The following is a 14,088-nucleotide window of genomic DNA, read 5'->3' as shown; positions in this document are numbered from 1 at the left end:
CGATCAGTCCTCGCGCCCGACCGGGTAGAGCAGATAGTGGTCGTCGTAGAAGGGCGTGCGCTCATAGAACCAGGCCAGACGCGCCTGTGGATCGGCCGCAAACGCGGGCTCGGCGGCCAGCTTGGCCTCGAACTCGGCCTTCAGCGCCGGGTCCGCCGCCAGCATCTTCTCGGCCAGGGGCGCGATGGCGTAGGCCTCGATATATTCCACGCGGCTCATGACCTCGGGGAACATCCCCCAGGCGAAGAAGCTCTCGCTGGACTGCGGCTCCAGCAGCAGCACGACGATGTCGCCCAGCGGCTGGTCGGTCGGCGCCCGCACCGAGCCGGGCGGATAGGTCCAGTCGCGCGTCTCGACCTCGACCGATTTGACCGAGGCCTGGACGTGACCCTCGTTGGCGCGCGTGGCCAGCTTGGGCTCGACCAGCCGCAGCATCGACAGGTTCACCGTGCGCGGCGCCGTCAGAGTCTCCATCTCGATCCCGTGCGCGCGCAGCCGCTCGATGATGTCGGTGCGATAGCCCGGCACCCAATAGGCGGCCGGGCGCGTCAGGGTCAGGGTTGGCTTGGAGCCATAGAAGGGCATCTGCCACAGGTCTGGATCGGGCTGGCCCAGCCAACGGATTTCCTTCCGGCCCGAGGCGGGGCTGTCGTACATCTCGTACAGGATGCCCTTGAACGGACGGGTGGACGACGGGGCGTCGTCAGCCTCGAAGTTGGCGGGGATCTGCGTCGGGCGCAGGGCCTTGTCCTGATCGGTGGCGGCCCGCAAGGCGGCGCCCTGGTCGGCCAGCAAATGCATCGCCGCCTCGATGAAGACATAGGTGCCCAAGACCCGCTGCTCGTGCGGTTTCAGGCTGTGGTTCTCGATCAGGATGGTCGGCACATGGGCGGCCGCGCCCCAACCGTTCGAGAATCGCTCGCCAAGCCCGCCGTCCGAAAGGCCCTTTTTCGGATCGTCGTCGTCCAGGCCGAACACCAGTTCGCCGGGAATATGGCCCTCGCGTTCCAACGCCGCGTTCATCGCCGGCTTGAAGACCGAATCCAGCCAGGCCGAGCCGTTGGGTGAGCGGCTGAACGCCCCGTCCTCGCCGTTGAAGCCGTAGGTGACGTCGTACTGGTAATCCATGCCGTCGGTGACGTGCACATCCACATACAGGTCCGGCCGGTATTTCAGGATCAGGCCCCGGACCGCCCTCATCTCAGGCTGGTCCAGCTTCAGATAGTCGCGGTTAAGGTTCTGGTTGGTCGCCGTGTTACGCCAGCCCTGAATGCGCGGTCCGCGCTGGTTGGGGCGGGAATAGGCGGATGCGCGCTCATGGCCATCGACGCTCAGGATCGGGATCAGGATCAGATTGACCCGATCCAGCAGGGCGTCCTTTCCATAGAAGGCGATGTCGCGCAGCAGCATCATGCCCGCGTCCTTGCCGTCGATCTCGCCGGGATGGATGCCCGCCTGGATCATCAGCACCGGCTTTGCCGGATCAAATGTCGCGCCATCCTTGGAGGCGATCACCGCATAGATGGGCCGCCCCTCGGGCGAGACGCCGAACTGTTCGATGCGGATCAGGTCGCTGGCCTGATCCAGCCGGTCGAACCAGGCGCGGGTGTCGGCGTAGTTCGGCGAAAAGTCATGGCCCGGATCGGCCTCGAACGCCGTGACCCACGGATCGCCGGCGTCGCGCAGCAGGGCCTTGGATGCGCCATTCCAGGCGGGAACGGGCGGCAGGAAGGCCTGGTCCCAGGGGGCGGCGTTGGGAAGCGTCTGGGACATGGCGGGGCTCACGCTACAGGCAAGGGCGGCCAGCAGGGCCGAGATTGCGAGATGGGATTTCATATCGGCTTTCGTGAGCCGATTGGTCCGCCCTGACAAGCATTCAACCTTTGCCGCACCGTGGGATCGCCGCCTCCGTCATGCACGAAGGCGGCGCCGCTTGGTCAGGCTGGCAGTTCCACGTCGCCCATCTCTTCAATGGCGCGGTTGTAGTCGTCGACGATGCTTTCGCGCTCGTAGTCGGACTTGCTCTGCTTGTAGTCGCGCCAGGAGCCGACCATTGAATCCAGGCGGTCGGCGATGGAGCTGAACTCCGACTTGTTCTTGGCGTCTGAGGCCATGGCCGCCTCGGCTTCGCGCACCTTGGCCGTCGCCGCCACCAGGCCAGGCAGCAGGCGGTCGGCTTCTTCCGCCTTGTCCTCCATTACGGCGGTGGTGAAGTGGTCGGCCTTCTGCATGGCGTCGACCAGATTGGCCTCCGCCGCGTGGCCGGCCTTGTTCAGGGCGGTGATCTGGGCGGCGTTTCGGGCGCGCTGATATTCCGACAGGGCTGCGTCCAGTTCGCCGATCCCGGCGACTGCGCCCTGATAGGCCGTCATCACCGCCGGGTGCGCGGCCTTGGCCTTGGCCAGACCGTCTTCGCGATAGGCGCGGGATTCGAAATAGGGGTCCAGCGTCTTCCACTGGGCCAGCAGGGCCTCCAATTGGGGGATCAGCTTGTCCACCGCCGCATCGGCCCGCTGGCTCTGCGCGCCGCCCGAAAGGGCCTTGCCTTCCTTCAGCTTCTCGATCGCCTGTTCCAGCGTCGTGATGTTCTCAGGGAAGTAGATCGAACCGGTTGCATCGGCGGACGGAATATCCAGTTTCTGGTACTTGTCGAAGTTCTCGGGCACGCCCCAGTTCTTGTCGATCAGCTTGTTGAAGGCTTCGGTGTAGAGGCCCAGCTTCTGCTGTGTCGCTTCGTTGCCCGTGGCGGCGGCGATCGATTGCGGGCGGCCCTCCGTCTTCTTTCCGTCGCCCTGTCCGCAGGCCGCCAGGCCCATCGTCATCGCGCAGACCAAGGCCATGGCGCTAACCGCTGTCCGAGACTTCATGGATTTTCCCTTCCCTGATGAAGCGAAGGCTCAGCCTCCGCCGGAGCGGGAAGACAACGCCACGGTCAAGGTTGGGTTCTCAAAAAACGCCGCCGTCTTGCCATGAGTTCGCAAGTCGTTGAATGGGCTTCACTTCCAGATCGGCTTGCCGTCGCCGGGCAGGCCCAGGCGGTCCCACATGTCGGAAACACGGTCGATCACGACCTGATCCATGCGGATCTCCTCGCCCCATTCGCGCTTGGTTTCGGGCTCCCACTTGTCGGTGGCGTCCAGACCGATCTTGGAGCCCAAACCGCTCTCGGGCGAGGCGAAGTCCAGATAATCGATGGGGGTGGATTCGATCAGGGTAATGTCGCGCGCCGGGTCCATCTTGGTCGAGATGGCCCACATGACGTCCTTCCAGTCGCGGGCGTCGATGTCGTCGTCCACGACAATGACCCATTTGGTGTACATGAACTGGCGCAGATAGCTCCAGACGCCCAGCATCACCCGCTTGGCGTGGCCCGGATAGGCCTTCTTCATCGACACCACCGCGATCCGATAGCTGCACCCCTCGGGCGGCAGCCAGAAGTCGACGATCTCGGGGAACTGCTGGCGCAGCAGGGGGATGAAGACCTCGTTCAGGGCCTCGCCCAGCACGCTGGGCTCGTCAGGCGGGCGGCCGGTGAAGGTGGTCAGATAGAGGGGGTCACGGCGCATGGTGATGGCGCTGACCTGGAAGACCGGGAATTTCTCGACCGAGTTGTAATAGCCGGTGTGGTCGCCGTAGGGGCCTTCGTCTTCGAACTCGTCCAGCAGGACGTGGCCTTCCAGCACGATCTCGGCCTGGGCCGGGACCATCAGCGGCACGGTCTTGCAGGGAACAAGCTCGGCCTTGGCGCCCCGCATCAGGCCCGCGAACTGGTATTCAGACAGGGTGTCCGGCACCGGCGTCACGGCGGCCAGGATCGTGCCCGGATCGGCGCCCAGAACCACGGCGCAGGGCAGGGGCTCGCGCTTTCCGGCCTTCTTGTGCCGGGCATAGTGTTGCGCCCCGCCACGATGCGCCAGCCAGCGCATGATGGCCCTGTCCTTGCCCAGCACCTGCATCCGGTAGATGCCCAGGTTGAAATCGTCCTCGCGGTCGTCCGACGGCCCCTTGGTCACCACCAGACCCCAGGTGATCAGGGGCGCGGGCTCGCCGGGCCAGCACGACTGGACGGGCAGGGCGGTCAGGTCGATCTGGTCGCCCTTCAGAACCACCTCCTGCACCGGGGCCTTCTTCACCGTCTTGGGTCGCATCGACAGGACGGTCTGCGCCAGCGGCAGCATCTCCATCGCATCGCCCAAGCCGCGCGGCGGCGTCGGATTTCTCAGGAAGGCCAGCAGTTCCCCGACCTCGCGCAGTTCCGCCGTGGTGGTGCGCGCCTTGCCCTCCAGCGTGACCCCCATCGCCACTCGCTTCACCGTGCCGAACAGGTTGGCCAGGCAGGGGATGGGGCTGATGGTCCCATCCGGCATCACCGGCTTTTCGAACAGGACCGCCGGGCCGCCGTTCCGCAGCAGCCGGGTCTGGATTTCGGTCATCTCCAGCACGGTCGACACCGGCTCGGACACCCGCACCAGTTCGCCGTCGGCTTCCAGTTGCTGGATGAAGTCACGCAGGGATTTGTAGGCCATGCGCGGTGGCTTAGGCGGCTCTCGGCCCGCTGTCACGCGCCGTTCGCCCGAACAGCTGGTCCAGCCCCACCAACGCCATCCCCACCAGCCCGAAGAAGGCCAGCAGCCCGGCGAACACGGCGATCACTCGCACCGGGCCCAGCGCATCCACGTTCACGAACCCGTAGGGCCACCAGTGGGTCGCCAGTCCATGAACCAGCGTCCAGCCGCCATAAATCAGCGGAAAGGTCAGCCAATTCACCGGGTCGATCCAGCGCAGCCGACCCTTGGGCGTGAACCACAGCCAATCCAGCACGAAGGCGACCGGCATCAGGTAATGCAGCACCAGATTGACCCCGTAGAGCAGGCCCTCCGGCTGCCAGTGCGGCGCGATCAGCAGGTGGTACACCACCCCGACCACGACGATGTACATGGCGACCGCCGCCCGCACGCCTTCGCTGGCGCTCCAGCGCGCCAGCCTGCGATCGGCGTCGATCAGCGGGCCGGTGAAGGCCAGGGCGACCAGGATGTTGGTCAGGATGGTGAAATAGCTGAAATAGTTGACGGTCCGCTCGACGACGTCCCAACCCTGGCTGGGGCCGACCATCAGGATGTATTGCAGACCCAGGGTCGCCCAGCCCACGACCGCAAAGGTCGCCCGCCACAGTCGCGGCCGGTCCCGGTCTCTCAGCATCCGCGCCTCCGCTACGTCAGGCGTCAGTCTTGTCCCATTCGAACGCCGGGTCCAGCCAGTCCCCGATCCGTTCCGCACGATCCAGCGCATCCATCCGCTGCATCTCCTCGTCCGACAGTTCGAAGTCGAAGATGTCGAAATTCTCGCGCGCCCGGCTTTCCTTGGTCGTGCGCGGGATGGCGATGATCCCGTGCTGGATCAGCCAGCGCAGGGTGATCTGGCCGTTGGTCTTGTCATGCGCCTTGGCCAGTTCGCTGATCGTGGCGTCGTCGGCGATCTTGCCCTGAGCCAGCGGCGACCAGGCGGTGATCGACGACCCCAACTCGGCCGCGGTCGCCACCAGTTGGTCAATGCCCAGATAGGGGTGATGTTCGACCTGATTGGTGATCAGGCGGGCCTTGGACAGGGCCTGCGCCTGATGGAATTCCTTGGACGGGAAGTTGGACAGGCCGATCGCCCGCGTCAGCCCCTGGTCCTTAGCCTCGTTCAGGGCGCCCAGCGTTTCTTCGAACGTCGGCGTCGTCTTAGGCCAGTGCAGCAGCAACAGGTCCGGGGTCGTCCCCAGGCTGCCGGCCGATTCCTTCGCCTGTTTCAGCAGGGCGTCGTGGGTGAAATGTTCGACCCAGATCTTGGTGGTCAGGAAGATGTCCTCGCGCGCCACGCCCGAATCGACAATGCCCTGACCCACGGCCTTCTCGTTCTTGTAGATCCAGGCCGTGTCGATGTGGCGATAGCCGATCCGCAGGGCCTCAGCGACCATGCGCCGCGCATCGTCGGGCTCCAGCTGCCAGGTCCCGAACCCCAGCAGCGGGATTTCGATTTCATCAACGGTGATCGTGGGTTGGTCGCCGTAAGCCATGCGCATCTCCTGCTGGGTCGTGTCGCCCGATATAGGTTTTGAACCCGGCTTCGCCACTGTTTCGCCTGTATCAATCCTGCTTCACCGGTTCGAAAGGGTGCGCGCGTTCAGCCTCGAACCACTCCAGGATTTCCTCCCACAATGGCTCCATGCCCTTTCTGAACGCCCCCTCGTGGCCGATGCGTTTGACGCCGTAGTCTTCGGGCCGACGCAACAGGATTTCAGCCGCTGCTGTGGAATAGGCGGTCAACAGGCGCGCACCCGTCGTCGGCGTGGCGATGGGATCGTCGCTGAAGACCCACGACCGGATCGGCGCGGTGACCCGGTCGAACTGCTGCGGGTCAAGCGCGCCGTCAGCCAGTTCCTTCAGGAAATAGCTCGGCTTCAGGCACCAGCGTTTCCAGGTCTGGAAAACCCCGCGCGGCAGGTCAGTCCCACGCCACAGCTTGCCGCTGCGGACATAGCCGTGTTTGCGCAGATCGCGCGGGCCCAGCACCAGCCAGAACATCAGCTCGAACGGGTTGTACGTCGGATGATGCCCGCCCCACCAGCCGCTGCCGACCGAGACGAAGGCGTGTCGGGCGATCTCGCCCTGGTTCGGCATGAAGCCGACGAAATGGCCGCCGACGCTGTGGCCGACATGGAAGACCGGCAGACCGAGCGCCGCCCGCTTCAACGCCTCCAGGGCTGCTGGCATGTCCAGCCGCCCCCAGTCGGTGTAATCCATCTGCATCGCCGCCAGATCCTCGGGCCGCGATCCGCCGATCCCGCGATAGTCATAGGTCAGGACCGCCGCCCCGCGCGCGGCCATCCAGCGCGCGAACCGACCATAGAATCCTCGCGGAAACCCGGTCCCCGCCGACATCAGCACCGCCATCCGCGCCTCATCGGGGCGAAACAACGTCGCCTCCAGCGGCCAGCCGTCACTGGACTTGATGATCCGATCCTCGACCCTTACCGTCACGGCCCGCCCCCAGCCTCTATGTCCGTTCTTATTGGATACGGACCATGCTGGATTTCCGTCGCGTCAGGTCAAGCCTGATCGACGCCTTCCACCAACCGTTTGGGCGCGACCTTTCGCCAGCGCTTTTCCATCATGGCCTTCAGCCAGACCGGATTGACGCTGGTGATCCGCGCCAGGACGATGGCGTGATCGCGATAATGACCGGTGAAATGGAACGTCGCCGGGTCCATCCCGATCAGCAGTTCGCGCTCATCCAGATTGTCCAGATGCACCACAATGCTGTCGTCCAGCGCCGGGCGCATCCAGGTGAAGAACTTGCCCGCCACCTTGAACGAGGGCTCGCCATAGGACACGCCATCCTCCACGCCGGGAAACGACAGCAGAAGCGCGCGGACCTCGTCGTGGGTCATCAGTCGCCCGATCTCAATAGGCTAGAGCGATCCCGTCCTTGCGCATCTCGGTCGCCGCGCCATAGGTCCAGCGGCCGCCGGGATTCACCTGTTTCATCACGTTCTGATAGCCGCCGAACCCCCCGTCCGGTTCGCCCAGCGTCCAGCCCATGGCGCGCAACTGGGCCTTGGTCGCCTCGGGCACGCCGCTCTCCAGATGCAGGACGCCGCTCCCCTCCTGCGGCTGCCCGGTCGGTTCGGACGAGCCATAGTGCTGCCAGCGCGGGGCGTCGCCCGCCGCCTGGGGCTCCAGCCCATAGTCGACCATGTTGATGATGATCTGGGCCTGGCCCTGGGGCTGCATGGCGCCGCCCATGACGCCGAACGCCAGCCAGGGTTCCCCGTCCTTGACGGCGAAACCGGGGATGATGGTCTGGAAAGGGCGTTTGCCAGGCGCATAGATATTGGGGTGGCCATCGGTCAGGGCGAACAACTCGCCCCGGTCCTGGAACATGAAACCCAGCGGCTCCGACCCATTGTCCGGCGCCAGGCCCGAGCCCATGCCGCGATAGTTGGACTGAATCCAGCTGACCATCATGCCGTCGCTGTCCGCGACGCTGAAATAGGTGGTGTCGCCGTGGTGCGGCGCGTCGCCGGGCATGACGCGATCCATCACCCGATCCGGCCGGATCAGCCTGGCCCGTTCGGCGGCATAGGCCTTGGAGTTCAGCCATTCGACCGGGGTCTCGGAGAATCGGTCGTCGGCGAACCAGCGCGCCCGGTCCTCGAACGCCAGCCGTTTGGCCTCGGCCTGGACGTGCAGGGAGGCGGCTGACTGGAAGCCCATGGATTTCAGATCGAACTGTTCGCAGATGTTCAGAATCTGGTTGGTGGACAGGCCCTGCGTGTTCGGCCCCAGGCCGAAGACGTCCACGCCGCGATAGTTGGTTTGGATCGGCTCGACCCATTCGGTGTGGTGGGCCGACAGGTCGGCGCGAGTCATCCAACCGCCGATTCGCTTGAAATAGGCCTCCATCTGATCGGCTAGCGGACCGTCGTAGAAGGCGTCGCGCCCGCCCTCGGCGATCATCCGCAGGGTCTTGGCCAGATAGCGGTTGGCGAACAGTTCGCCGACCTTGGGCGTGGCGCCGCCGGCGGCCCAGATGCGCTTTCGGTTGTCGTTCTCCTCGATCGGAATCTGCCCCCGGTCGAAGGCGGCCATGTTGCGCTCCAGATAATAGGCGATGACCTGGGGCACGGGCGCACCCTGTTCGCAAAGCTCCGCGACCGGCAGCAGCACGTCCCTCCACGGCAGTTTCCCATACCGCTGGTGCGCGCTCCACCATGCGTCGACCGCGCCGGGCACATTGACCGTCACCGCCCCGTAACGGGGCAGGTAGCCGTCGATGGCCTTGGATCGCGCCGTCTCAAGGCTAAGCCCGCGCGGACTGGCGCCCGAGCCGTTCAAACCGACGACCTTCTTCTGTTTCGGGTCCCACAGCATGCAATAGGCGTCGCCGCCGATTCCGTTGGCTGTCGGCTCCAGAAAGCCCAGGGCCGCATTGATGGCGATGGCTGCGTCGATGGCCGATCCGCCACGACGCAGGGTGTCGATGCCGATCAGGCTGGCGGCCGGATGCGCCGTCGCCGCCGCCCCGTTCGCGCCCCAGACGGTGGAGCGTCCCATGAACCTGGGCCCCGAGATCCGGTCGCCGATGGCCACGCCGGCGTAGGGGTCGGCCGGGCGGGCAGGGGCGGGCGGGGCGGTCGTCGGCGCGGGCTGCTGCGCCTGAGCCGTGTTCGCCGCCAGAACCCCGACGGGCAGGGCGGACAGGAAGGTGCGACGACGCATGGGCGAACTCCTCGAACAACCGATGCGGCATCAAGGAGGCGTGCGGCCGATCCGGCAAGCCCCAATCGGACGATCATGCGACCAAAGAAAAAGGCCGCGTCCCTTTCGGAACGCGGCCCTGATCGTTTCGCCTGAGTGCGAACATCAGCTGATGTCTTCGTTCAGCAGGCCGACCTTGAAGAAGCCGTTCTCCTGCATCTTGTTCATGACTTCCATGAACTGCTTGTACTTCACTTCCGGCTGGGCGCGGACGAACACGCGCTCTTCCTGGCAGGCGCCGCCACCCAGGGCGGTGCAGACGTCGGTGGGCAGGTTGTCGATCGAGGTTTGTTTGTCCGACAGGAACAGCTGACCGTTTTCCTGGATGGTGATGTACACCGGCTCCTTTTCCTGGGTCGGGTTCACCGGCGGCTGCGCCGGCGGCAGGTCCAGTCGGATCGAGACGGTCGCCATCGGCGCGGCGACCATGAAGATGATCATCAGCACCAGCAGAATGTCGATGAACGGCGTGATGTTGATATCCGCCGTCTGTTCGATCGTGTGCTTGTCCCCGCCGGAACCACCGAGCTTGGCAGCCATGCATCGTCTCCGTTACTCGCCGGCTGCAATCCGCGCCGGCATTTCCCTATGGATCGCCCGAAAGCTTGCTCGGTTCTTGGCGTCCCGATGCGCGCTTGTAAAGCGGTTCTAAACGATCCGGCGTTCCCGAACGTCAATTATACGCGACAGTCCCCCGCCGCCGCCGGCGTCAGGCCTTCGCCAGCTTCAGAAAACGGTCCATCAGGGCAGAATCGTCCTTGAAGGCGCCGGTGAAGCGGGTGGTGATGGTCGAAACGTGCCGGTGATGCACCCCGCGGGTGGTCATGCACTGGTGTTCGGCGTCCAGCATCACCGCCACGCCCCGTGGCTGCAGATGCGATTCGATGGCGTCGATGATGTCGTTGGTCAGCGTCTCCTGGTTCTGGAGCCTGCGCGCGAAAATCTCGACCACGCGGGCCAGCTTGGAGATGCCGACCACCTTCTCGCCGGGCAGATAGGCGACATAGGCCTTGCCCAGGAAGGGAGCCATGTGGTGCTCGCAGTGGCTCTCCACCTCAATGTCGCGCAGGATGACCATGTCGTCGTATCCGGTCACGTCCTCGAAAGTGCGGCTCAGTTCCCTGGCCGCATCGGCCTCATAGCCGTCGAACCATTCGCCGTAAGCGTCCACCACCCGTTTGGGCGTATCCACCAGGCCCGGCCGGTCGGGATTGTCGCCGGCCCAGGCGATCAGGGTCCGCACCGCTTCCAACGCTTGTTCGCGGCTGGGGCGCTGCACGGCGGCATCGCTGACGAGGACGGGCTTGGCGGGGATGAGGCTCATGAAACTCGATTTTCCGGCCGGGGCGGGTGGGTCGCCCGGTTTACCTTCTACAATCCGTCGGGACTGTATATCAGGCCGCTATATGGGACAGACCGTCCGTCCCGCAAGAAAACCCGCTGAAGACCGAGCCATGCCGCTGCACATCCACGACACCCTGCGCCGTGAAAAGCGCCTGTTCGAGCCCAGGAACAAGGATCGTGTGACCCTCTATGTCTGCGGCCCCACGGTCTATGACTACGCCCACATCGGCAATGCGCGCCCCCCCGTGGTGTTCGACGTGCTGGTGCGGCTGCTGCGCCGGACCTATGGCGCGGACAAGGTCATCTACGCCCGCAACGTCACCGACGTGGACGACAAGATCAATCAGAAGGCCGCTCGCGAAGGCGTGCCGATCAGCGAGGTCACGGCCCGCTACGAGGCCGCCTATCTGGCCGACATGGGCCTGCTGAACGTGTCGCCGCCCGACATCGCGCCCCACGTCACCGAATATATCCCGGCCATCGTCGATCAGATTCAGGCCATCGTCGACGCGGGCTGCGCCTATGCCGCCGAGGGGCACGTCCTGTTCGACGTCTCGTCCTACAAATCCTATGGCGCGCTGTCGGGCCGGAATCTGGACGACATGATCGCCGGCGCCCGCGTCGAGGTCGCGCCCTACAAGAAGAACCCGCACGATTTCGTGCTGTGGAAGCCGTCCAAGGCGGACGAACCGTCCTGGCCATCGCCGTGGGGACAGGGGCGTCCCGGTTGGCACATCGAATGCTCGGCCATGATCGAGAAGACTCTGGGTCTGCCGATCGACATCCACGGCGGCGGCATAGACCTGGTCTTCCCCCACCACGAGAACGAGATCGCGCAAGGCGTCTGCGCCCACGGCCATGCCCACGGCGATCAGGCGCACGACGAATACGCCCGCTACTGGATGCATAACGGCTTCCTGACCGTGGACGCCGAGAAGATGTCCAAGTCCGTCGGCAACGTCCTGCTGCTGCACGACCTGGTTCAGGCCATGCCGGGCGAGGTCGTCCGCTGGGCGCTGCTGAGCGCCCACTATCGCCAGCCGCTGGACTGGAACCAGGGGCTGCTGGATCAGAGCCGCAAGAACCTGGATCGGCTTTACGGCGTCCTGCGCGACGCCGACGCGGCCCTGGCCGACTTCGACGAGGCCACGCTGGACGAGGCCGAGATGGAGCTGGCTGAGAACGCTCTGGACCCGGTGCTGGACGCGCTTGAGGACGACCTCAATACGCCGGGCGCCATCGCGCAGCTGTTCGGGCTAGGAAGCGCCCTGCGGGATCTGTTGAACGACGCCGAAGCCGACATCAACGACGTCGCCATGGCCCGCTGGAGCCTGGTCGAAGCGGCCGGCCTGCTTGGCGTGCTGTCGCTGACGCCAGACGCCTGGTTCGAAGGCGGCGATCCCGCCCTGAAGGCCGAGGTCGAGGCCCTGCTGGAGCAACGCGCCACCGCCCGCGCCGCCAAGGACTGGCCCGAGGCCGACCGCATTCGCGACCGCCTGAACGCCCTAAATGTCGTCGTCATGGACGGCCCCGACGGTGCGACCTGGCGGATGAAGGGCTGATCGAAAACGCTTCTCCCCTCGGAGGAGAAGAACTCGCACCATCGTCTCCTCCCCATGAAATGGGGAGGGGGCGCGAAGCGGTGGAGGGGCTCTTTAAGTCCCACGGGCGCGTGCGATGCGTCGAAGAACCCCCGCCGTGAGCGGCAGGAGCGTCGAACCATTCCTGGCGTTACGCTCTCAGCCCGCCCGGCGGATCAGTTCATCCGCCAGCGTCGGCGTCAGATAGCCGTCGGCGGTCCGGCCGGTGGCGATCTGCCAGCGGCGCAGGGCCGCGCGGGTGTTGGACCCGATCACCCCGTCCACCCCTTGGGTGTCATAGCCCAGCTTGGTCAGCGCCCTTTGCGCGCCGATCCGCTGGTCGCGCGACATCGACGGGTCGTTGGGCCAGGCCTTGGTGAGGCCGGGCTTGCCCATTATCCCGTCCGCCGTCAGGCCGATGGCCAGCGCATAGCTGACCGAGTTGTTGTAGCGGCGGATCACATAGTGGTTCGGCAGGGCCAGGAAGGCCGGTCCGTTCGCGCCTTGGGGCAGCAGGATGGTGGCCTCTTCCAGCGCCTCGGCGCCGTTCGGCGTTCCGCCTTGCGCCAGCCGCACGCCCTTGGCCGCCCAGTAGGCCCAGTCGTGCTTGGGCCCTTCCGCCTCGGCGTAGTCGAAACTGGCGGGCAGGACGACTTCGTAACCCCAGCTCTGGCCGCGCTTCCATCCGGCCTGGGCCAGCAGATTGGCGGCAGAGGCCAGGGCGTCGGCGTCGTCGCCCCAGATGTCCACCTTGCCGTCGCCGTCCTGGTCCACGCCCAGGCGCAGATAATTGTCGGGCATGAACTGGGTCTGCCCCATGGCTCCGGCCCAGCTGCCCTTCAGGCCCGAACGCTCGCGCCGGCCGTCCACCACGATGTCCAGGGCATCCTTCAACTGGCCCTCTGCCCAGTCGCGCCGACGACCGTCATAGGCCAGGGTCGCCAGCGAGCGTATGACGTCATAGTCGCCCTGCACCTGACCGAAGGCGCTTTCCTGCGCCCAGACGCCGACCAGGATTTCGCTGGGCACGCCGAAGCGCTGGACCACCGACCACGGCACGCGGTCGATTCGCTGCTTGGCCTGGGCGATCCGCACAGAGGTCACGGCGTTCTGTACATAGGCGCCGGCGGGCTTGGAGAATTCGGGCTGGTTCCGATCCAGCCGAACCACGGTCGGGTCGGGCGTCAACCCTTCCAGCTGACGTGCGTACTCGGCGCGGCGGGCGCCGCCTTTGCGCGCCAGGAAACCCTGTTTCCAGCCCTCGAATCCCTGCTGGTCGTAGGCGGCTAGAGGCGGGGTCTGCGGGGTGGGCGCGGGCGCCGCGACAGGCGCGCCCGGTTGCGGTTGAGGCTGGTGCGCCGGCAGGGCGACCTGAGGCTCAGGCAACATGGGCGCACAGGCGGAGACGCAGCCGATCAGAAGAAGGCGGTAGGAAAAGCGCATGAGATTCAAACTAAAGCCCCCAGGGTCCGACGTGAAATGACATCCGCGCGAATGCCCAGTTTCACGGCGATTAAAGCGTCCGTGAGGCGAAAGCGTTGCCCTGCCGCTTGCTCGTTGGCGTCATTAACCCTGTTTTTCGTCGACGCCTTAACGCCTGCGGCGTATTACCGCACCGTCCTCTGACGGCCTGATGGCGGAGTGGCGACGCAACGGGCGTGCAACCCCGTAAACCCTCCGTTCGACTCGGAGGTCAGGCCTCCATCCTTTTTCGACCGTGTTGTCGCCCTGCGAGGTAGTTGAGCACGCGGTGGGAAAGCCTTCGCTGTGCAGGCTGGGCCTGGGTTCTATGTGGTTTTGGCCTTTGGCGGGTTGACCTTCTGAACCCCTCTCTCTATACGACCGCCTCCGCCGCGATCCGA

Annotated in this window: 12 protein-coding genes and 1 tRNA gene; 2 read left to right on the top strand and 11 right to left on the bottom strand. The window is 65.5% G+C overall.

All coding sequences use genetic code 11. The annotated features are described in order from the left end of the window. Nucleotides 1-3: 3 nt before the first annotated feature. The 10 genes from ACYX4P_RS14810 to folE form a co-directional block, all read right to left on the bottom strand. Nucleotides 4-1,836, bottom strand: coding sequence for a M14 family metallopeptidase (locus ACYX4P_RS14810; RefSeq protein ID WP_248118856.1), 1,833 nt, complete (start codon nt 1,834-1,836; stop codon nt 4-6). Nucleotides 1,837-1,937: 101 nt separating this feature from the next. After that, entirely contained in the window at nt 1,938-2,867 is a 930-nt protein-coding gene (locus ACYX4P_RS14805) for a DUF3829 domain-containing protein (protein WP_248118857.1), read from the bottom strand. Between the two features lie 129 nt (nt 2,868-2,996). Continuing rightward, nucleotides 2,997-4,526: a UbiD family decarboxylase gene (locus ACYX4P_RS14800; RefSeq protein ID WP_248118858.1), complete on the bottom strand. Its 1,530-nt coding sequence runs from the start codon at nt 4,524-4,526 to the stop codon at nt 2,997-2,999. A gap of 10 nt (nt 4,527-4,536) precedes the next feature. Then, nucleotides 4,537-5,199, bottom strand: coding sequence for a Pr6Pr family membrane protein (locus ACYX4P_RS14795; RefSeq protein ID WP_248118859.1), 663 nt, complete (start codon nt 5,197-5,199; stop codon nt 4,537-4,539). Nucleotides 5,200-5,215: 16 nt separating this feature from the next. Further along, the gene (locus ACYX4P_RS14790; protein ID WP_248118860.1) at nt 5,216-6,058 is read right to left on the bottom strand and encodes an aldo/keto reductase; all 843 of its coding nucleotides are present in this window, start codon (nt 6,056-6,058) and stop codon (nt 5,216-5,218) included. A gap of 70 nt (nt 6,059-6,128) precedes the next feature. Beyond that, complete coding sequence (locus ACYX4P_RS14785) at nt 6,129-7,022, bottom strand: alpha/beta hydrolase family protein (protein ID WP_248118861.1); 894 nt, start codon at nt 7,020-7,022, stop codon at nt 6,129-6,131. A gap of 68 nt (nt 7,023-7,090) precedes the next feature. Beyond that, nucleotides 7,091-7,432, bottom strand: coding sequence for an MmcQ/YjbR family DNA-binding protein (locus ACYX4P_RS14780; RefSeq protein WP_248118862.1), 342 nt, complete (start codon nt 7,430-7,432; stop codon nt 7,091-7,093). A 13-nt stretch (nt 7,433-7,445) separates the two neighbouring features. Further along, nucleotides 7,446-9,263, bottom strand: a complete 1,818-nt coding sequence (locus tag ACYX4P_RS14775; protein ID WP_292046762.1) for a gamma-glutamyltransferase family protein — start codon at nt 9,261-9,263, stop codon at nt 7,446-7,448. Between the two features lie 144 nt (nt 9,264-9,407). Beyond that, on the bottom strand, nt 9,408-9,842 hold the full coding sequence (locus ACYX4P_RS14770; RefSeq protein WP_248118864.1) for a biopolymer transporter ExbD: 435 nt from the start codon (nt 9,840-9,842) through the stop codon (nt 9,408-9,410). Nucleotides 9,843-10,011: 169 nt separating this feature from the next. Next, nucleotides 10,012-10,626 carry a GTP cyclohydrolase I FolE gene (gene folE / locus ACYX4P_RS14765; RefSeq protein ID WP_248118865.1) on the bottom strand — a complete coding sequence of 205 codons (615 nt, stop codon included), beginning with the start codon at nt 10,624-10,626 and terminating at the stop codon, nt 10,012-10,014. A gap of 130 nt (nt 10,627-10,756) precedes the next feature. On the opposite strand from folE, the gene cysS reads away from it, so the two are divergent. Further along, the gene (gene cysS / locus ACYX4P_RS14760) at nt 10,757-12,208 is read left to right on the top strand and encodes a cysteine--tRNA ligase (RefSeq protein ID WP_248118866.1); all 1,452 of its coding nucleotides are present in this window, start codon (nt 10,757-10,759) and stop codon (nt 12,206-12,208) included. A 177-nt stretch (nt 12,209-12,385) separates the two neighbouring features. On the opposite strand, the gene ACYX4P_RS14755 is transcribed toward cysS, so the two are convergent. Then, nucleotides 12,386-13,669 (bottom strand): lytic murein transglycosylase, encoded by a 1,284-nt coding sequence (locus ACYX4P_RS14755; protein WP_248118867.1) that lies wholly within the window; start codon nt 13,667-13,669, stop codon nt 12,386-12,388. Nucleotides 13,670-13,853: 184 nt separating this feature from the next. Between ACYX4P_RS14755 and ACYX4P_RS14750 the strand changes: the two genes are divergently transcribed. Continuing rightward, nucleotides 13,854-13,930, top strand: a tRNA-Ala gene (locus ACYX4P_RS14750). The last annotated feature ends 158 nt before the right edge of the window (nt 13,931-14,088 follow it).

It is taken from the genome of Brevundimonas sp. ABV4_179 (assembly GCF_056311945.1).
Note: the sequence above shows the minus strand (reverse complement) of the source record. Positions and strands in the feature narration are given on the sequence as shown.

Bases quoted from the DNA above. Each gene is read 5' to 3' on its own strand.
- ACYX4P_RS14755 (WP_248118867.1), bottom strand. From the start codon at position 13,669: ATGCGCTTTTCCTACCGCCTTCTTCTGATCGGCTGCGTCTCCGCCTGT.
- ACYX4P_RS14770 (WP_248118864.1), bottom strand. From the start codon at position 9,842: ATGGCTGCCAAGCTCGGTGGTTCCGGCGGGGACAAGCACACGATCGAA.
- folE (WP_248118865.1), bottom strand. From the start codon at position 10,626: ATGAGCCTCATCCCCGCCAAGCCCGTCCTCGTCAGCGATGCCGCCGTG.
- ACYX4P_RS14780 (WP_248118862.1), bottom strand. From the start codon at position 7,432: ATGACCCACGACGAGGTCCGCGCGCTTCTGCTGTCGTTTCCCGGCGTG.
- ACYX4P_RS14810 (WP_248118856.1), bottom strand. From the start codon at position 1,836: ATGAAATCCCATCTCGCAATCTCGGCCCTGCTGGCCGCCCTTGCCTGT.
- ACYX4P_RS14775 (WP_292046762.1), bottom strand. From the start codon at position 9,263: ATGCGTCGTCGCACCTTCCTGTCCGCCCTGCCCGTCGGGGTTCTGGCG.
- cysS (WP_248118866.1), top strand. From the start codon at position 10,757: ATGCCGCTGCACATCCACGACACCCTGCGCCGTGAAAAGCGCCTGTTC.
- ACYX4P_RS14805 (WP_248118857.1), bottom strand. From the start codon at position 2,867: ATGAAGTCTCGGACAGCGGTTAGCGCCATGGCCTTGGTCTGCGCGATG.
- ACYX4P_RS14795 (WP_248118859.1), bottom strand. From the start codon at position 5,199: ATGCTGAGAGACCGGGACCGGCCGCGACTGTGGCGGGCGACCTTTGCG.
- ACYX4P_RS14790 (WP_248118860.1), bottom strand. From the start codon at position 6,058: ATGGCTTACGGCGACCAACCCACGATCACCGTTGATGAAATCGAAATC.
- ACYX4P_RS14800 (WP_248118858.1), bottom strand. From the start codon at position 4,526: ATGGCCTACAAATCCCTGCGTGACTTCATCCAGCAACTGGAAGCCGAC.